At 74.9% G+C, this 18800-nt stretch carries 9 protein-coding genes; 5 read left to right on the forward strand and 4 right to left on the reverse strand.

The window, feature by feature from the left end; all coding sequences use genetic code 11:
- Positions 1-34: 34 nt before the first annotated feature.
- Positions 35-1948: a sensor histidine kinase gene (locus tag ACULK2_RS13300; protein WP_445968643.1), complete on the reverse strand. Its 1914-nt coding sequence runs from the start codon at positions 1946-1948 to the stop codon at positions 35-37.
- A gap of 10 nt (positions 1949-1958) precedes the next feature.
- Entirely contained in the window at positions 1959-2630 is a 672-nt protein-coding gene (locus ACULK2_RS13305) for a LuxR C-terminal-related transcriptional regulator (protein ID WP_445968345.1), read from the reverse strand.
- A 213-nt stretch (positions 2631-2843) separates the two neighbouring features.
- On the opposite strand from ACULK2_RS13305, the gene ACULK2_RS13310 reads away from it, so the two are divergent.
- From ACULK2_RS13310 to ACULK2_RS13320, 3 genes are all read left to right on the forward strand, one after another.
- The gene (locus tag ACULK2_RS13310; protein WP_445968346.1) at positions 2844-6593 is read left to right on the forward strand and encodes a DUF3376 domain-containing protein; all 3750 of its coding nucleotides are present in this window, start codon (positions 2844-2846) and stop codon (positions 6591-6593) included.
- Between the two features lie 83 nt (positions 6594-6676).
- The gene (locus ACULK2_RS13315; protein WP_445968347.1) at positions 6677-7267 is read left to right on the forward strand and encodes a hypothetical protein; all 591 of its coding nucleotides are present in this window, start codon (positions 6677-6679) and stop codon (positions 7265-7267) included.
- Positions 7264-8631 (forward strand): type III PLP-dependent enzyme, encoded by a 1368-nt coding sequence (locus ACULK2_RS13320; RefSeq protein WP_445968348.1) that lies wholly within the window; start codon positions 7264-7266, stop codon positions 8629-8631. Before ACULK2_RS13315 ends, ACULK2_RS13320 begins: the two co-directional genes overlap by 4 nt.
- A 67-nt stretch (positions 8632-8698) precedes the next feature.
- Here ACULK2_RS13320 and ACULK2_RS13325 read toward each other — a convergent pair whose 3' ends face one another.
- Positions 8699-10507: an ABC transporter ATP-binding protein gene (locus ACULK2_RS13325; protein WP_445968349.1), complete on the reverse strand. Its 1809-nt coding sequence runs from the start codon at positions 10505-10507 to the stop codon at positions 8699-8701.
- The gene (locus tag ACULK2_RS13330) at positions 10504-12456 is read right to left on the reverse strand and encodes an ABC transporter ATP-binding protein (RefSeq protein WP_445968350.1); all 1953 of its coding nucleotides are present in this window, start codon (positions 12454-12456) and stop codon (positions 10504-10506) included. Before ACULK2_RS13330 ends, ACULK2_RS13325 begins: the two co-directional genes overlap by 4 nt.
- Before the next feature lie 459 nt (positions 12457-12915).
- Here ACULK2_RS13330 and ACULK2_RS13335 point away from each other — a divergent pair, with 459 nt between their 5' ends.
- Complete coding sequence (locus tag ACULK2_RS13335; RefSeq protein ID WP_445968351.1) at positions 12916-16011, forward strand: hypothetical protein; 3096 nt, start codon at positions 12916-12918, stop codon at positions 16009-16011.
- Complete coding sequence (locus tag ACULK2_RS13340; RefSeq protein WP_445968352.1) at positions 16008-18800, forward strand: hypothetical protein; 2793 nt, start codon at positions 16008-16010, stop codon at positions 18798-18800. The genes ACULK2_RS13335 and ACULK2_RS13340 overlap by 4 nt, the downstream gene beginning before the upstream one ends.

Genomic DNA, 18800 nt, shown 5'->3' on the forward strand with positions numbered 1-18800 from the left:
CCCGCCCGCGTCGACCTCGTGCGCGACCCCGACGTCAGACGTCGGCGGGCGAGCCGACGACGCCCGGTGCGACCGAACGCCCCGGATCCGGCGCTGCCGCGGCATCCGGTGCCTCGACGCCCGGGTCGGCCGCGACGAGCAGGCCCGCCCCAGAACCCGGCAGGTCGGCGGTGCCCTCGAGGTGCGCCGGCATCCGGATGGTGACCGTGGTCCCCGCGCCGCGCGGGCTGTCGAGCTGGACCGTGCCGCCGACCGCGTCGATGCGGTCGACGATGCCGAGCATCCCGGTCCCGCGGTCGAGCGAGGCGCCGCCGATGCCGTTGTCGCGGATCGTGAGGACGAGTTCGTCGCCCTCGACGTAGGCGCGCACCCAGGCACGTGTCGCCTTCGAGTGCTTGGCGACGTTCGCGAGGGACTCGGCGACGGCGAAGTACGCGGTCGACTCGATGAGCTCCGCGAGGCGCCCCTCGGGCTGCACCGCGATGTCGACGGGCACGGGGCAGCGACCCGCGATCTCGGGCAGCGCGAGCGTCAGTCCGCCCTGCGAGAGCAGGGTCGGGTGGATGCCGTGCGCGAGCTCGCGCAGCTCCTTGAGACCCTGGTTCAGCGTCGCGATCGACTGCTCGAGGTCGGCGGCGAGCGCGTCGTCGCCGGCCGAGCGGGCGCCGTTCGCGGCCATGCGGAGCTGCATGCCGACGGCGACGAGCTGCTGCTGCGCGCCGTCGTGCAGGTCGCGCTCGATGCGCCGGCGCGCCTCGTCGCCCGCCTCGACGATGCGCTGGCGGGACTGCCGGACCTGTTCGAGCGTGCGCTCGATCTCGGAGCGGAGCCGCCCGTTGTCGACCGAGAGCCGGAGCGCGCTCGAGACGCCGTCGAGCAGGCGCATGTTGTCGGTGAGCACGCGGTCGTGCCGGATGAGCGCGATCGGCAGGCCGCTCGGCGAGGCGACGGGCAGGATGCTGTGGCCCCGACCCTCCGCGCCGGAGTCGATGGGCCGGCCCGCCGCGTCCACGTACCGGCCGCGCTCCTCCTCCCACCAGTAGACGCGCACCGAGTCGTCGCGGAGCGTGCGCGCGAGCGATTCGGCCCAGAGCCCGCGGTCGGCGCCCTCGCGCGTGATGCGCATGAGGTCGGCGACGCGCGCCCGCATGTTGCGCGCGTGCGCGATGCCCGCGACGAAGCACACGGGCACCGACGCCATCGCGATGAGCGAGACGGTCTCGAGTGCGAGGTTCGCCGGGACGCCCGTGGCGTAGCGGACCATCTGCGCCGCGAGCGTGCTGACCCACGACAGCAGCGCCAGCGGCATGAGGAACGCGACGGCGCGCGCCGGCACGCTGCCGCGCACCCAGCGCAGCAGCAGGCGGATGGCGATCGCGACGGCGAGCGCGACGCCGACGAACCGGTAGCCGATGTCGACGATCGCGAACACGGTCGGCGCCTCCGCGAGGCGGTACGCGTTCGGCGCGCAGTCGCACGGCACGGCGTCCGGGCCGGCGAGCGCCAGCACGGTGAAGAAGTTCACCACGGTCGCGACGAGCGCGGTCGTCGCGATGACCCGGTCGAAGCGGTCGCCGAGTCCGCCGCGCGGATACACGAGCACGAGGATGCCCGCGACCACCGCCCAGCCGAGGTCGACGCCGCGGAGGATCGGCCAGAGCCATCCGAGCGTCTCGATGACGGGGTAGAAGGCCTGCGGGATCCAGAACAGGACGAACGCGATCATCAGGCGCGCCGGCACGGGGTTCGGCCCGATCGCCCAGGCGACGCCCGCGCAGGCGGCGAAGACGAGCGGCACGATCGCGTGCACGGTGGTCCACGACAGCTCCGGGCGCAGCTCCGCGGGCGTGGCGAGGTAGCCCGAGACCTCCATGAACAGGCTGATCGCGACGACGGACGCGATGACGGCGGTCCGGCGTGCGATGCGCCCGCGGCGGCCGGGGGCCATCACCAGGGCATCACCTCTGGCCGAGGAGCGTCAGCACCGCGAGCACGCGGCGATGGTGCTCGGGCGACTCCTCGAGGTCGAGCTTCTGCAGGATGCTGCGGACGTGGGTCTCGACGGTCTTGAGGCCGAGGAAGAGGGTCTGGGCGATGCCGCCGTTGGAGTAGCCCTGCGCCATGAGCTCGAGCACGGACCGCTCCCGCTCCGTCAGTCGGGCGAGCGGATCGTCGGCGCGCGTGCGCTGCACGAGCTGCTCGACCACCTCGGGGTCGACCACCGAGCCGCCGGACGCCACGGTCTGCACCGCGCGCACGAGCGTCTGCGGCTCGGAGACGCGCTCCTTCAGGAGGTACCCGGTGCCGCTGCCCGCGCCCATCACGCGAAGGGCGTACTCGGGCGTGGCGTACATCGAGAGCAGGAGGATGCCGATCTCGCTGCCGTCCCGGCGGATGCGCTCGAGCGCGACGATGCCCTCGTCGCGATGCGTCGGCGGCATGCGGATGTCGAGCACCGCCGCGTCGAGCTCGACCTCGTCGAGCGTCGCGAGCAGCTCGTCGGCGGTGCCGACCGAGGCGACGACCTCGATGCCGCCGCCCTCGAGCACCTTCGCGATGCCCTCGCGAAGCAGCAGCGCGTCGTCCGCGATGGCGACCCTCAGGGGCCGTTCCTCCGTGCGCTCAACCATTCAGGCACCTCCGATCGAAGGCGTGCGTGAGCCCCCGACGTCCATGCGCCGCCTGTCGCCGAGAATACGCGCCGCGACCTCCGGCCGCCGGACCCCGTTGTGGGGACAGCCCCGTGCATCCGGAGGCCCGACCGTGCCACGCTGGGATCCGATCGCGCTCCCTGCCCCACGCGATCCCCAGGCGCGGGCCCGCGCCGTCACCCGAGGAGCGTCATGGTCCGACCCGGCACGTCACCGGCATCCGCCCCACCCTCGCAGGAGCCGGTCTCGACCACCGGTCGGCGGGTGCGGCTCGTTCCCGTCGCGAGCGACGAGCGCGTGGAGGGCGTCCTCGCGAAGCATCCCGAGGCGACGCCGTCGTTCAACCGCACGCTGCGCGTGGCGCTCGCGATGCGGGGCGGCGTGAGCCTCGCCGTCTGGATCGGCGGCACGGTCGCCGAGCTCGACCTGCTGCGCCGCATCCGCCTCTACGACGACGGCGACGTGACGCTCGCCCTCGTCCCCGAGACGGCGGAGCATCCGTTCACCCCGCCGGTGCTCGCGCGGCTCCAGGCGTACGCCGAGATGCTGGATGCCGCGGGGTACGACCGCGTCGAGTTCGACCTGCTGGCCGGCGCCAGCGCGGGCGGGTTGAACGCCGTCGTCTACGCGGTCGCGCAGCGCGCGGGCACGGGCCTCGAGGGCCTGCTGGAGACGTGGGGCACGGTCGGCGGATTCTGGGGGCTGCTGCACCCGCCCGGTGCCCGCGGGATCCTCGCGCTCATGCAGGGCGAGGACTACTTCCGCGCGAGGACGCGGGAGGCGCTGACCGAGATCTACGGGACCTCCGACCGGCACCCCGACCTCGTGTCCGACTACACGGCGGTCGACCTCTCCGCGACGGTCATCGACGCAGCCGACGAGTACGAGGAGGACGCGAACGAGGGCCGGGGGCACTTCCGGTTCGTCGGTGCGGACGACCACGCGCTCGACAACCGCATCCCGGCGCGCCGGCCGGAACGCGACCGGCCCGGACGGCCGGTCGATCCCGCGGTCCTCGAGGACGACCGCACCAACCTCGACCGGCTGGCGCTCGCGGCGCGGTCCACCTCGTCGCTGCCCGGCGGGTTCGAGCCGGCCGCGATCGCCTCGTTCCGGGGCGACGCCGGCGCCGGCGACGAGGCCGGAATCGACGGGGGTCCGGGCATGCGCTTCGCGTTCGCCGGGCACCGCGCCGCGGCGACGACGCCGTACCGGGTCGTCGACGGGGCGGTGTTCGACAACGTGCCGATCGAACGCGCGCTGCGTGCCGCGCGCTCGCGCGTCTCGGAGCGACGCGCGGATCGGGCCATGGTGTTCCTCGACCCCGAGCCGGATCCGCCGCTGGGCGGCCGCGTCGACTGGGACCCGAACGCATCGCGGTTCTTCCGCGCGATCAAGGCGATGTTCGATCGGCAGGTGCGGCGCGAGTCGGTCGCCCGCGAGGTCGCCGAGCTCCAGCGGTTCAACACCCAGCAGCAGGTGGCCAGGGCGAGGCTCGAGAGCGCCGCGCCGCTCATCGTCAGCGCGCTGGCCGATCCGACGGGCATCACGGCGCGTCGCCCCGCCTACCTCCGGGCGCTCGCGGTCGACCTCGCCGACCACCTCGCGGAGACGATCGCGGCACCGAGCCTCTGGCAACTGCACTCGTCGCTCGAACACCGGCGGCGCTACCGGCCGATCCCCCGGATCCGGCTGATCGGCCTGACGGACGCCGCCCGCGAACGCGTCGCCGCGCTGTCGGCGTCCCACCGCGACGCGTTCGCACGCTCCCCCCTGGCGCTCGCGGATGCCGCGAACTGCGTGCTCGGCTGGGCGCGGGCGCTGGAGGCCCTGCCCGAGAAGGCCGGCGCGCGGCAGGGATTCGCCTTCACCGCCGTCCGCGAGGCGGCGTACGACGCGCTCACGGCGGCGCTCGCGTGGCGGGACCGCGTCACGGCCCACGTGCTGGAACGGACGGCGGCCTTCGCCGAGACCGGGGCCCATCCGACCTCGGCCGACCTCGCCGGGTGGATCGACGCGTGGCTCGCCGAGAGCCGCCGCTTCCGCGAGCCCGACCTCTGGGCGAACCTCGACAACGCCGTCGTGCGGCTGCGCATCGCGACGGTCAACGTCGAGCGCGAGATCTCAACGGGTGCGCGCGAGCTCACCGCCGACTGGGCCGCCTCGCCGTGGCGCCCGCTCGGCGGGCCGATCCTGTCGGCCGCCGACCTCCCGCCGCTCTACCACTCGGCGGGCATCCCGCCCGCGCTCTCGAGCGTGCGGTACTGGGCGATCGGGGTCGACGAGCCGCCGGCCGATCCGCAGGAGTTCCGCGCGCTCGTCGTCGACCGCTGGTACACCATGCTCGGCGCGGTGCTGAGGAAGGGCGACCTCACCGCGCGCGAGGCGGCCGAGGCCGTCGAGGCGGCGTCGGCCGAGGTCTCGCTCGACCGGGGCTCGAAGCTCGCAGGGTACGGCATCGGCAATTTCCTCGGGTTCCTCGCCCGCGACTGGCGCGTCAACGACTGGTGGTGGGGACGGCTCGACGGCGCTGCGGGCATCACCCGGTTCCTCGCGTCGCTCGCGCCGGCCGAGGTGCAGGCCGACCGTGCGGTGCGCCTGCTGCAGGACGCGGTCCTGGCCGAAGCGGACGACCCGCGGCTCGCGACGCTCCGGCTGTCCCCGCTCGAACCGGTGCCGCCGGCGGAGCCGGAGCCCGCGGCATCCGACGGCGATGCCGCGGTCGCACCCGACACGGTCGCACCCGGGGCCGGCACGTCCGAGCCCGTCGTCCCGGACGCGCGCCGTGCGGGCGCCGGCACCGCGCGCCGCAGCCGGCTGCGCGCGGGCACCGACACGATCTTCAACCTCGATCCGTCGTACCGCTTCGCGATCGCGTCGCGGGCCGTCCGGCTCTTCGACCGGGTCGTGGTCCAGCCCGTGCGATCGGCAACGCGGTGGTTCGCCTGGGCCGTGCTCTTCCTCCTCCGGCCGCTCATGGTCCCGATCCCGACGCTCTTCGACCCGCCCCGGCTCGCACTCGTCTCGGGGTTCGTCGCGGCGGTCGCGTGGCTGCTCACCTGGGAGGACATCCGGTTCGACTCGGCCTGGTGGACGGGTGTGGCCGTCGTGTCGGCCCTCGCGGCGATCGCGGCGATCCTCGGGACCGTCACCTCGCGGCTGCGTCACTGGTCGGCGGTGGCCGCGGCCATCGGCGACGAGGAGCTCAGGAAGCGGACCGTCGAGGCGAGGTCGCGCGCGCTCCGCCCCACGTGGTTCATGGCGGGCGTGGCGATCGCGAGCGTCGTCCCGTTGATGATCGCGATCATCGGCAGCAACGTCCTGCTCATGCTGCTCTGCCTCGGCGTCACCGTCGTGCTCACCGCGGTCGCCGCCCGGGCGGCCTCCACGGCGACGCGCGCACCCATTCCCGGGCGCGACGCCCGGACGGTCGGCATGATCTCGGTGTTCGCCCTCCTCGGTGGCCTGCTGCCGGCCGTGCAGTTGGTCGCGGAACTCGTCACCGGCGACGACACGCCGGCCGTGCTCGAGATCCCGCAGGAGCAGAACTGGATCGTCCTCTCCATCGGCGCGGCGGCCGTCGCGATCGCGCTCACCCGGGACTGGCTCCGCATCCGGTACCGGCCGCCGGTCGTCGAGGGCGAGCAGCTCGAGGGCGAGCAGCTCGCGGGCGACACGAGGTCCGATGCGGGAGCACGCCGACGCGTCGTCCGGATCAACGTCGTCAACTGGATCACCGTCACGATCGTCTCGGTGGCCGCCGGCCTCGCCGCGTACGGACTGGCGTGGGTCATCACGGACGGCATCGTCTCGCTGCTCGTCGACACGATCGCCGCGACCGCGTTCATCGTGGTCTGGGCGAACGTCGTCTGGTGGATGCCGGAGCTCCTCCGTCGGCTGCCGGAGGTGGACGATCGGGTCGACCGCGCGCCGTTCGCCTGACGGTCGCCGTTCAGGGGTGACCCCGACCGCGCTCGGGTGACCGCCCCGATCCGGCGGGCGCGCGGCGGCGTGACGCTTGGCGCATGCTCGGATCGGATCACGGACGCATCGCGCGCTGGATCGCGCGCTACCTCCCGCTGGAGGTGCTCGGCACGATCGCGGCCATCGCCGGTGCAGCCGCGGCGTACCGGGCGACGAACTCGCTCGTCGCGGCCGCGGTCGCCGGCACGGTCGCGGAGAGCGTGGGCTACTACGCGCTCGTCGTGGTCCGCGGCATCCGCGGGCACCTCGCCTCGCGGCGCGTGCGACGGCACCGCCGCGCGGCGGAGCGCGCGTTCGTCGCGACCGTCCTCACGCTCCGCGGCGTCGTCGCCGAGTTCGGCCCGGCCGAGGTGCTCGACACGTTCCTCGTGCGGCCCACGCTGCTCGTCGCAGCGACGAGCGCGCTCGGCCCGAACCCGACCGGATGGCTCGTGGGCAAGCTCGCCGCGGACGCCGTGTTCTACGCGGTCGCGATCGTGTCGTTCGAGTCCGGTCGCCGCCTGATCCTGCCCGACGGAGGGGCGGATGCCGCGGGCGCGGCCCCCGCTCGGGGTCGGGAACCCGCCGCTCGCCGGGCCGTTCCCGGTGTCCCGGCGCCGACGGCGCCTCGACTGGAGGGGGCGCTCCGATGACGCTCGTGCCGCACTCCGCGACCGACCTCGACCGGCTCGCGCCGTTCCCGCCCGACGCGCCGGCGCGCGCGACCGTGGGCCTGCGCCCGCGACGAGCGCGTCAGGCGCGACGGCGCCTCGGCACGGCGACCGGGCCGCCCCCGGAACGGCCGCCGCACCGGGAGCACGTCCGACGCGAGCTCGCCACGTACGCGCAGCGCATCCGCCTCGCCGCGCTCGTGCGCGAGCACGGCTCGCCGCTGTTCCTCCTCGACGTCGACCGCGTCGCCACGCAGCTGCTCGCGCTCCGGCGCGAGCTGCCGGACGCCGCGATCCACTTCGCGACCAAGTCGCTCCCCCACCCCGCGGTGATCCGTGCGGTGCACGGGTTCGGCGCCTCGTTCGAGGTCGCCTCGCGCGGCGAGATCGACCTGCTCGAGCGCGAGGGGGTGCCGGTCGGCCGCTGCCTGCACACGCACCCCGTGAAGTCGGTGGCCGACCTCACGGGCGCGTACCTGCGCGGCATCCGCACCTTCGTCGTCGACTCGCCGTCGGAGATCGCGAAGTTCGCCGGGCTCCCCACGCACGACGTGGGCGTGCTCGTCCGGCTGTCGTTCCCGAATCCCGAGGCGAAGTCCGACCTGTCGTCGAAGTTCGGCGTCGCGCCCGAGGACGCCCCGGCGCTCGTCGACCTGTGCCTGCGCTCGCGGCTCGCGGTGCGCGGGTTCACCTTCCACGTCGGCAGCCAGACCACCTCCGCGACGCCGTGGGTGCGCGCGATCACGACGACGCTCCGGCTCATGCGCTCGCTCGAGGCGCGGCACGGCATCCGCTTCGAGCTGCTCGACCTCGGCGGCGGGTTCCCGGTCGCCTACGACGAACCGGTGCCCGCGCTCGCCGAGCTGGCCCGCGGCATCCGGCCGGCCCTGGTCGACGTGCCCGCGCACGTACGCGTCGTCGTCGAACCCGGCCGGTTCGTCGCCGCGCCGGCGATGATGCTCGTCACGCGCGTGATCGGCACGAACGAGCGCTCCGACGGGCGCTGGCACCACCTCGACGAGGGCCTCTACGGCGCGTACTCGAACATCCCCGCCGAGGACGTGCACGCGCTGATCTTCGCGGCCGCCGAGCTCGGCGTGCAGCCGGTCGGCGACGACGCGGCCGAGCGCGCCACGCGGCGCGTGCTGACGCGCACGCGCGTGCCGGTCACGCTCGCGGGGCCGACGTGCGACAGCGTCGACGTCGTCGCACGCCGCCTGCCGCTGCCGCCGCTCGCCGACGGCGACCTGCTCGTCTCGCCGATGATGGGCGCGTACACGTGGGCGACGGCCACGGGCTTCAACGGCATCGCGCGCACGCCGGTCGTCGAGGTCTGCGCCGGCTGACGCACGGCGCCGACGGCGAGGGCGGATGCCTCGGGCCCGAGCCCGGGGCATCCGCCCTCGCGCGCTGCTAGACGAGCGAGTCGCGCCAGGCCGCGTGGAGCGCCGCGAACCGCCCGGTGCCGCCGATGAGGTCGGCGGGAGCGCCGTCCTCGACGATGCGGCCGTGCTCCATGACGAGCACGCGGTCGGCGATCGCGACCGTCGAGAGGCGGTGCGCGATGATCACGGCCGTACGGTCGGCGAGCAGCGTCTGCAGGCCCTCCTGCACGAGTCGTTCGCTCGGGATGTCGAGCGAGCTCGTCGCCTCGTCGAGGATCAGCACCGCGGGGTCGGCGAGGAACGCGCGCGCGAACGAGATCAGCTGGCGCTGGCCGGCCGAGACGCGCCCGCCGCGCTTGTTCACGTCGGTGTCGTATCCGTTCGGCAGGCCCTCGATGAACTCGTGCGCGCCGACCGCCTTCGCGGCCGCCACGATCTCGTCGAAGGACGCCTCGGGCTTGCCGAGCGCGATGTTGTCGGCCACTGAGCCCGAGAACAGGTACGCCTCCTGGGTGACCATGACGATCGCGCGGCGCAGGTCCTTCGGGTGCAGGCGGCGCAGGTCGACGCCGTCGAGCTCGACGACGCCGTCGCTCGGGTCGTAGAACCGCGAGATGAGCTTCGCGAGCGTCGACTTGCCGGCACCGGTCGATCCGACGAGCGCCACCGTCTGGCCCGCCGGCACGTCGAGGTCGAACCTCGGCAGCACCACGCGCTCCGGCGTGTACGCGAACTCGACGGACTCGAACCGGACGCGGCCGTCGGCCTTCCACAGGTCCACGGGGTCCGACGGGTCCGGCACGCTCGGCTGCTCCTCGAGCACGCCCGAGATCTTCTCGAGCGCCGAGGCGGCGGACTGGTACGAGTTGTAGAACATCGCCAGCTCCTCCATCGGGTCGAAGAATCGCTTGGTGTAGAGCACCGCGGCGAGCAGCACGCCCACCTCGAGCGCACCGTCGACCACGCGGAACCCGCCGATGAGCAGCACGCCCGCGACCGCCACGTAGCCCATGAAGTTGAGCGCCGGGTTGTAGACGGCGAACAGCCCGAGGGCGCGGGCGTTGACGTCGCGGTAGTCCTCGACGAGGTCACCGAAGGCGCGCTCGTTGCGGCGCTCCGAGCGGAACGCCTGCACCGCGCGGATGCCCGTCATCGTCTCGACGAACTGCACGATGAGCGAGGCGCTCGCGACGCGCGAGCGCCGGAACAGCTTCTGCGAGCGCACCTGGAACCAGCGCGTCATGGCGACGAGCGGGATCAGCGTGGCGAGCAGCACGAGCCCCGACACCCAGTCGAGCCAGACGAGCGCGATCGCCGTGAACAGCATGTACAGCAGGCCGCGCACGAGCTGGTTGATGCCCTCGTCCATGAGCTCGCGGATCGCGTCGAGGTCGCTCGTCTGCCTCGAGATGATGCGGCCCGACGTGTACGACTCGTGGAACTCGAGCGAGAGCTTCTGCGTGTGCAGGAACACGCGCGTGCGCAGGTCGATGAGCACGGCCTGGCTGATGCGCGCCGCCATCCGGATGTACCACGCGATGAGGAACGCGCCCACGACGCCCGTGACGAGGTAGGCCAGGCCTGCGAGCCCGACCGGCAGCCAGTCCTGCTGCATGAGCGCGGGCAGGCCCCGGTCGATCCCGTACGCGATGATCGCCGGCCCGGCCACCTGGGCGCCCGTCGAGACGACGACGACCGCCATCGTCACCCAGAGCTGCGCGCGCAGCGGGTGCAGCAGCGACCCGAGCAGGCGCAGGCTGCGGCGGCGCAGCGAGCGCGACTCGGCCTTCGAGTACTCGTCGCGCTCCTCGCCCTGCACGCCGGTCACGGTGCTCATCGGATCGCCTCCTTCGGTTCTGCCGGTACTGCGGGTTCGCCCGCGGCGGTCGCGTCGGCCGCGTCGGCCGCCGGGGTGAGGTCCTCGCCGTCGATCAGGTCGGATGCCTCCGCCTGCGCACGACGCTCCCCGTCCTCCAGGCTCGAGATGACGAAGCGGTAGTGCTCGGACTCGCGCAGGAGCTCGGAGTGGGTGCCCACCGCCGTGATCCGCCCGTCCTCGAGGAGGGCGACGCGATCGGCCAGCATCACGGTCGACGGACGGTGCGCCACGATCAGCGCGGTGGTCGACGCGAGCACGGTCCGGAGCTCGGCCTCGACCTTCGCCTCGGTCGTGACGTCGAGCGCCGACAGCGGGTCGTCGAGGACGAGCACCGCGGGCTTCGCGGCGACCGCGCGCGCGAGCGCGAGTCGCTGCCGCTGGCCGCCGGAGAGGCTCATGCCCTCCTCGCCGACCTTCGTGTCGACGCCGTCGGGCAGCCCGTGGGCGAAGCCGGCCTGCGCGATGCGCAGCGCCTCGTCGAGCACGCGCTCGGCCTCGGCGGCGACCGCCGGGTCGGTCGCGGCGTCGCCCGTGAGCTCCGGACGGCCGAGCAGCACGTTCTCGCGCACGGACGCCGAGAAGAGCGTGGCGTCCTCGAACGCCATCGCGATGTGGCGGCGCAGCTCCTCCCGGCGGAACGCGCGCACGTCGACGCCGTCGAGCGTCACCGACCCGCCGGTCACGTCGTAGAGGCGCGTCGCGAGCGCCGTCATGGTCGTCTTCCCGCAGCCCGTCAGACCGACGAGTGCCATCGTCTCGCCGGGCCGGAGCACGAGGTCGACGCCGTCGAGCAGGTCGCCGAAGCGCTCCGGCGAGTCCTGGTACCGGAAGCGCACGTCGGTGAACGCGAGCTCGCCGACGGGCGAGGCCAGGGTCGCCGGCCTGGCCGGATCCCGGACCTCGTTCTCGCTGTCCATGATGTCGAAGTACCGGTCCGTCGCGGTCCGCGCGTCGAGGGAGAACGCCAGCAGGAAGCCGATGGACTCGATGGGCCAGGCGAGCACCGCCGCGGTGGCGAAGAACGCCACGAGCTGGCCGACCGAGAGCTGGCCCTGGGCGGCGAGCTGGACACCGAGCACGAGGCAGATCGCGAGGGCCACTGCGGGCACGATGAGGATCCACACCCAGATGTTCGCGTCGAGACGCGCCTTCTCGATCTCGGTCGATCGGAGCTGCTCGGCCTGCGCGCGGAACGACGACAGGGCGTGCTTGCCGCGGCCGAACGCCTTCAGCACGCGGATCCCGTGCACCGACTCCTCGACCGCGGTCGCGAGGTCACCGGACTGGTCCTGGCTGCGACGCGACACCTCGGAGTACCGGCCCTCGAACCGGTAGCCCACGATCCACAGCGGGATCGAGCACACGAGGAAGACGAGCCCCAGCATCCAGCTCATCGAGATCAGGACCACGGCGCCGACGACGATCACGACGAGGTTCATGACGAGCAGCACGAGGCCGAATGCGAGCCAGCGGCGGATCAGTCCGAGGTCGCTGACGGCACGCGAGAGCAGCTGCCCGCTCGGCCAGCGGTCGTGGAAGCTCACCGGCAGGTCCTGCAGCTTCGCGTAGAGCGCGTTGCGCATGCGCGCCTCGACCTTCGTGGTCGGGCCGATGACGAGCCAGCGGCGCAGCGCGAACATCGCGGCCTCGGCGGCCCCGAGCGCGAGCACGAGCAGCGACAGCGGGACGATCGCCTCGCGGTCGCCCTCGGCGAGCGGCCCGTCGACGATTGCCTCGAGCACCTGCGGGATGGCCAGTGCGATGAGCTGCGCGACGAGGTAGGCGGCCATGCTCAGGGCGATCGCCGTCATGGCGGGGCCGACGTAGGTGCGCAGTCGCAGGAGCGCGCGCACCGTTCCGATGCGCTCGGCATGTGGAGGGTGGAGGGTGGATTCGGTGGCGGTCACGCCGGGGTTCCTTCCGGGAGTGCGCGACGGGTCGCGTGGATGCGGACCTCGTCGTAGGGAGACGCGGATGCCGCGCGCACGGCGGCGCGCGAGCGGAAGCGACGCGGAGCAGATGGGCTCCGCATGGGAATCGGCCGGCGTCCCGCCGGCTGGACGGTGCTCGGGGCTAGCCCCGGTGGACCGTGGCGGGGTCGGCGTGCGGAGAGACGAGCGCACCGAACGCCGCGACCGTGCGGGCGGAGATGCCGGTGTACTTCATGTCGTCCTCCTGCGTCGTCGTGGTTCACGAACCCTTCGCCCGCTCGGATGGGTCCCCGGCGGACAGCCCTTCAGATTATGCCCCAGCGCGCGGATGACACAAGACCCGATCTCGGGAGTACGCTGTCCCGATCCCGACACGCGGCGGATCCGGCACCCTCCCGCCCCTCCGCGCGTGCGACCCGACGATGAGGAGGTCGCGTGTCACCGGCACGCCTGCTGACGGCGCGTTCGCGCGCACGCCTCGGCGTGCTCGCCGGCTCGGCGGCCGTCTCGCTGCTGCTGACGGCGTTCCTGGCGACCGTGCTCGGCATCCTCGTCGCCGCGCCGGGTGCCGGAGCGCGCACCGGGATCGCCGCCGCCGACGGCGCCGACGGCGCGGTGACCTGGCAGACGCGCCTCGCCTCAGATTCCGACGCGGCCGGTGCGCAGGCGGATGCCGCGGGCCGCGTGCTCGACCGCTTCGTCGCCGCCCACGGTGCCGACGTCCGCCGGTCGGTGGTGAGCGACCCGGTGGCCCTGCTCGGCGGCGGTCCGGTCGATGGCGCCGAGGCCGAAGCGGGCGTGGTGCTGCTCGCCGACCCCGCCGCCGCCGAGCGCGCCGAGCTGGTCGACGGCGCGTGGCCCGACGAGGCCGGGGCCCGGGCCGCCGCCGAGCAGGCTGGCGCGGTGCCCGGCGCGATCCACGCCGGCGCGACGGATGGCGCGGGGCTCGCGCCCGGCGCCGTCCTCGAGCTCGACGGCGTGCGCATCCTCGTCGTCGGGACCTGGCTGCCGACCGATCCCCGTGCGCCCGAGTGGGCGGGCGATCCGCTCCTCGCGACCGGCTCGGCCGACGGGGCGCTCGGTCCGCTGCTCGTCGACGAGTCGGCCGCGGCCGACGCCCGCGCCGCGGTCGCCGTGCGCTGGACCGCGACGATCGACCCGGCCACGACGCAGCCCGCCGATCTCGCCGCCCTGCAGGCGTCGATCCCGCTCGTGCTGCCCGCCCTGCAGGACGATGCGGCGGTCGGCACGGACGGGATCGTGCGCTCGGGCGGCCTCCCCGGCACGATCGACGCGGTGCTCGCGGGCCTCGACGCGGCCCGCGCGCTCGCCCCGCTGCCCGTGCTCCTGCTGGGGGTCGCGGGCCTCGTCGCCCTCCTCCGGATGGCGTCGCTCCTCGCGACGGAGCGACGGGGCGAGACGACGCTCCTCCTCGCGCGCGGCGCCTCGCCGGCCTCGATCACGCGCAGCGCGGCCGTGGAGGCGCTCGCGATCGCCGTCCCCACCGCACTGGTCGGGGCGCTCGCGGCATCCGTCGCCCTCGCCGTGCTCGCGCCCGGCGACGCCGACGCGAGCGTGTCGGCGTGGGCCGTCGCTGCGGGTGTGGCGATCGCGGTCGTCGCGGTGCACGCGGGCACCGCGTGGGTCGACGCCCGCCGCCCGGTCGTGCGCGGCGCGGGCGACGTGACCGGGCGCGCGGGCCGTGCGGTGGCCGCCGGCGGCGTCGTGCTGCTCGTGGTCCTCGCCGGCGTCTCGCTCTGGCAGTTCCGGCTGTACGGCTCGCCGATCGTCCGCACGGCGACCGGGGGCACGAGCGTCGACCCGCTCGCGTCGCTCGCCCCCGTGCTCGTGCTCCTCGCGCTCGCGGTCGGCGCGCTCGCCGTCACCGGGGTGGTGCTCCGCGTCTTCGAGCGATGGGCGAGCGGCCGCGTCGGGCTCGTTCCCGCACTGCCCGCACGGCAGCTCGCACGCCGCACGCCCGTGTACGCCTCCGCGATCCTCGTGCTCTCGTTCGCGGCGGGCGGGCTCGCCCTCGGCGCCGCCGTCGACGGGTCGTGGCGCGCGTTCGACCGCGCGGCCTCCGCGGCCTCGCTCGGCGGTGAGGCCCGCGTCGAGCTCGCGGGCCGCGAGGTCGTCGACGGCGGCGTCCCCGCCGGCGTCGACGCCATGGGCGAGCTGCCCGACGAGACCGTCACGATCCCCGTGCACCGCGGCGAGGCCCGCGTGGGCTCCGATCCGGTGGGCATCGTCGCGCTCCCCGTCGCGCGCCTCGCCGAAGCGGCGCCCGGCGCCGGCTCGCCGCTCGCCACCGACGTGCGCGACGCGCTCGTGGCCTCGCGCGGCGCCGCGGTCGAGCCGGGCTCGACGATCGTGCTCGACGTGACCGTCAGCTCCGTCGGTGCGACGTCGGCATCGGACGACCCACCGACGGACGCGGCGACGGGCGCGATCGGCACGGATGGCGGCACCGCCGCCCCACGAGCCGCGATCTCGGTGTGGCTGCTCGACGCCGACGGCGCGGCCCATCGCCTCCCGGCCGGCGAGGCCGGGACCGGAACCGCCCTCCGCCTCGAGGCGACCGCACCCGACCTCTCGGGGCTCACGATCCTCGGCGTCGAGGCCCGGATGGCCGGCGGCGCCGGTGGACTCCAGGTCGACGTCGCCGGCGCAGGCGCGGCATCCGACCTCGACGGCACGCTCGCCGTGTCGAGCCGCACGCCCACCGACCGGCTCGTCGCCGCCGCGCGCGGTTCCGACGCCGACGCCGCCGTCCCGGTCGTGATCGACCGGGCACTCGCCGGACTCGTGGCCGCCGATCCGGGCGACCCGATCGAGTTCCGGCTCCGCACCGGCGGCGCGACGGTCCGTGCGGAGATCGCCGACGTCGTCGACGTCCTCCCCGGCGTGGGTCCCGGCATCCTCGTCGACCTCGGCGCGCTCTCCGCCGCCGCCTTCGCCGCCGACGCCGGAGTGCCCGAGTTCGACGAGCTCTGGATCTCGGGACCGGACGCCGCCGGGTCGGCCGTGGCGCTCGTCGACGCGGCGGGCGTCGCGGCCGATGTCGACACCCGCGCCGGAGCATCCGCGGCAGCCACGGTCGCGCCCGCGATCACGGCCCTCTGGATCGGTGCCGCCGGCGCCGCCGGGTTCGCGCTCGTCGCACTCGCCGGCCTCGTGGCGGCGCTCGCGACGGCCCGCTCGGGCGAACTCGCCGTCCTGCGCTCGCTCGGCGCGACCGCACGGCTGCAGGCCTCGGCGCGTCGCGCCGAGCTCGTCGGCCTCGTGATCGCAGCGACGGCCATCGGACTCGGGATCGGACTGGCCGTCGCCCGGCTCACGGCCCCCGAGCTCGGCATGGCCGCGGTGCCCGGCTCGGCCGCCGGGCTCGAGCCGACGTTCACGACGTCGTGGTTCCCGCTCGCGGCCGCGCTCGCCGTCCTCGTCGCCGGATGCCTCGTGATCGCATTCGCCGCCGCGCGCTCGGTCGGCGCACGCGCGAGCACGGCGGTCCCCGGAACGGAGGATCGATGACCCGACATCGCTCGCGCACCTCGGCCGTGGGCTTGGTCCTCCGGCAGCTCGCCGCCGGACCGCTGCCGTCGATCGCGCTCGCACTGCTCGTGTGCGCGGCCGCCTTCCTCGCGGTCGCGGCGCCCCGCGCGGTCGCCGACGTCCACACCGCGGCCCTCGAGACGCGGCTCGCGAGCCATCCGGCGTCCGAGATCGACCTCGTCGCCGCCTCCCCGATGGGACCGGACATCGGGCCCTCCACCGCGGGGACCGACCTCCCGGAGGACGTGGAACCGGTCTGGGGCGGCCACGAGGAACGGCTCTCCGCCGTGCGCGACTCGCTTCCCGAGCCCCTGCGGTCGACGACCGGCGACCCGATGACGGTCGCCGTCTCGGGCCCGGTCCAGGCGCGCGTCGAGGGCGCGGGGCCCGCGTCGCCGAAGTACCGGATCCAGCCGGGCTTCGACCCGCGCATGCGCGAGCACCTCGTGCTCGTCGACGGCGAGTGGCCCGCCCCGCTCCCCGGGCCGATCCAGGAGCCGCGCGACGAACCCATCGAGATCCTCCTCGCGGCATCGGTGGCCGAGGCCATGGCGTGGCCGATCGGCGAGGTCCGCTCGATCGACTACACGGGGGTCGAGGTGCTCGTGCGGCTCGCCGGCACGGCCGAGGCCGCGGACGCGGACGCCGGGCTGTGGACGCACCTGCCGACGGCGCTCCGTGCCTCCGTCGTCGACAACGGGCTCGCGCCGCCCGAGTACACCGCGGTGGCGTGGATCGACCCGGCGTCCTGGCCCGAGTTCGCGCCGTTCGCCCTGGCGCTCGACATGCGGTCGTGGATCCCGACGGATGCCGCGGCGGTCCGCGCCTCGGACGCTCCCGGGCTCGCCGCGCAGCTCGGCGAGTTCGCGAGCACGTCGCAGGTGCTCGGGTCGGGTCGCTGGATCGAGGTCGACATGCCCGAGGCGCCGCCGGGCACGTTCGTCCCGTACCTCACGGTGTCGACGGTCGGCACGGTGGGGTTCACGACCGGGCTCCGCGACATCCTCGTCGATGCGGTCGCCGCGGCCGCCGCCGTCGACGCCGTGCTCGCGATGATCGCCTCCGGTCCCATCGGCGTCGCCATCGCGGTCCTGGTGCTCGGCGCGCGCGTCGTGTTCGAGCGGCGCCGCACGGGACTCGAGCTCGCCGCCGCGCGCGGCGCCGCGCCCGGACAGCTCCGCGGCGTGCTGCTCGCCGAGGGCCTCGCGATCGGCGTGCCCGCCGCCGCCCTCGGCGCGGCGATCGCGATCGCCGCGACCCCCGGGGTTCCCGGCGTGGCGGGCTGGTGGATCGCCGCGGTCTTCGCGCTCACCCCGCCCGCGCTGCTCGTCGCCCGGGCGCCGGAGCTCAGCCCGCTGCGCCGCGCCAGGGCCGACCTCGGCGCCACGCGCCCGGGGCGGGCGCGTGTCGTGGTCGAGGCGCTCGTCGTGCTCGTCGCCGCGGTCTCGTGCGTGCTGCTCGTGCAACGCGGCACGGCCGGTGCGGCCGAGGTCGGCGTCGACCCGCTGCTCGCCGCCGCTCCCCTGCTGCTCGCCCTCGCGGCGTGCGTGCTCGTGCTGCGCGTCTACCCCCTGCCCCTCGGCGCGCTCGTGCGCCGCATGTCGCGTCGTCGCGGCCTGGTGCCCTTCCTCGGGTCGGCGCGCGCGCTGCGCGACCCCAGCGCGGGCCTCGTGCCCGTGCTGGCCGTCGTCGTCGGCGTCTCCGTCGCCGTGACGTCGACCGTCGTCCTCTCGACCCTCGACCGGGGCATCGCGACCGCGAGCGAGCGACGCGTCGGCGCCGACCTCGCGATCTCGGGCGTACCGCTGACACGGGACCAGCTCGCCGACATGGCCGCCGCGGCGGGGGTCGAGGCGATCGCCCCCGTGTACTCGACGACGCCGGCCCAGCTCGACATCGACGGCCGCACCCGCTCGACGACGGTGATCGTGCTCGACCGGGACGAGGTCGAGCGCGTGCAGGCCGGCCGCACCGACGCCCTGGCGATGCCCGACGCGCTCTCCGATACCGTCGAGCCCGTCCCGGTGCTCGTCTCGCCCCCGGTCGCCGAGGCGATGTCCGACGGCGAGGACGTCGACCTCGAGGGCCGCGCGCTCGAGGTCGTCGGGACCCCGTCGGCCGAGAGCCCGTTCACCTCGCGCGACGCCTGGATCATCGTCGATCGCGTCAACGCCGACCCGTTCGCGGCGACCTTCGTCCCACGGCAGGTGCTCGTGCGCGTGGCGCCCGGTGCGGACCCCGCCGTGGTGGGCGACGAGCTGGTCGAGATCGCGGGCGCCGGCGCCGAGGCGACGACCGCCGACGGCCTGGCAGATCGCCTCCGCGCCCAGCCCGACTCGGGCGGCCTCCGCGCCGGCCTCGTCGCAGCGATCGTGGCCGCCACGCTGCTCACCGCACTCGCACTCGCGCTCACGCTGCTCGTCGGCCAGCCCGCGCGCGAGCGGCTGCTGCCGCTCCTCGCCACCCTCGGGCTCGGCCGGCGCGGCGAACGCGCCATCGTCGCGTGGGAGATCGGACCCGTCACGGCGGTCGCGATCGTCGCGGGCGTCGCGCTCGGCGCGCTCGTGCCCGTGATCGTGCTGCAGGGCGTCGACCTGCGCGGCTTCACCGGAGGCGCGATCGCCCCGGCCGTGACGTTCGACTGGGTCCTCGTGGGCGCCGTCGTCGCGGCATCCGTCATCGTCTCGGCCGCAGCGGCGGCCGTCGCCGCGCACGTCGGCGGGCGCGTCGGCGCCGCGCGGGCGATGCGCAAGGAGGAGGAGGGCTGA

This window comes from Agromyces molybdatiresistens (genome assembly GCF_052748445.2).

Excerpts from the sequence above, each read along its gene's own strand:
- ACULK2_RS13300 (WP_445968643.1), bottom strand. The coding sequence starts at position 1,948 with ATGGCCCCCGGCCGCCGCGGGCGCATCGCACGCCGGACCGCCGTCATC.
- ACULK2_RS13305 (WP_445968345.1), bottom strand. The coding sequence starts at position 2,630 with ATGGTTGAGCGCACGGAGGAACGGCCCCTGAGGGTCGCCATCGCGGAC.
- ACULK2_RS13310 (WP_445968346.1), top strand. The coding sequence starts at position 2,844 with ATGGTCCGACCCGGCACGTCACCGGCATCCGCCCCACCCTCGCAGGAG.
- ACULK2_RS13315 (WP_445968347.1), top strand. The coding sequence starts at position 6,677 with ATGCTCGGATCGGATCACGGACGCATCGCGCGCTGGATCGCGCGCTAC.
- ACULK2_RS13320 (WP_445968348.1), top strand. The coding sequence starts at position 7,264 with ATGACGCTCGTGCCGCACTCCGCGACCGACCTCGACCGGCTCGCGCCG.
- ACULK2_RS13325 (WP_445968349.1), bottom strand. The coding sequence starts at position 10,507 with ATGAGCACCGTGACCGGCGTGCAGGGCGAGGAGCGCGACGAGTACTCG.
- ACULK2_RS13340 (WP_445968352.1), top strand. The coding sequence starts at position 16,008 with ATGACCCGACATCGCTCGCGCACCTCGGCCGTGGGCTTGGTCCTCCGG.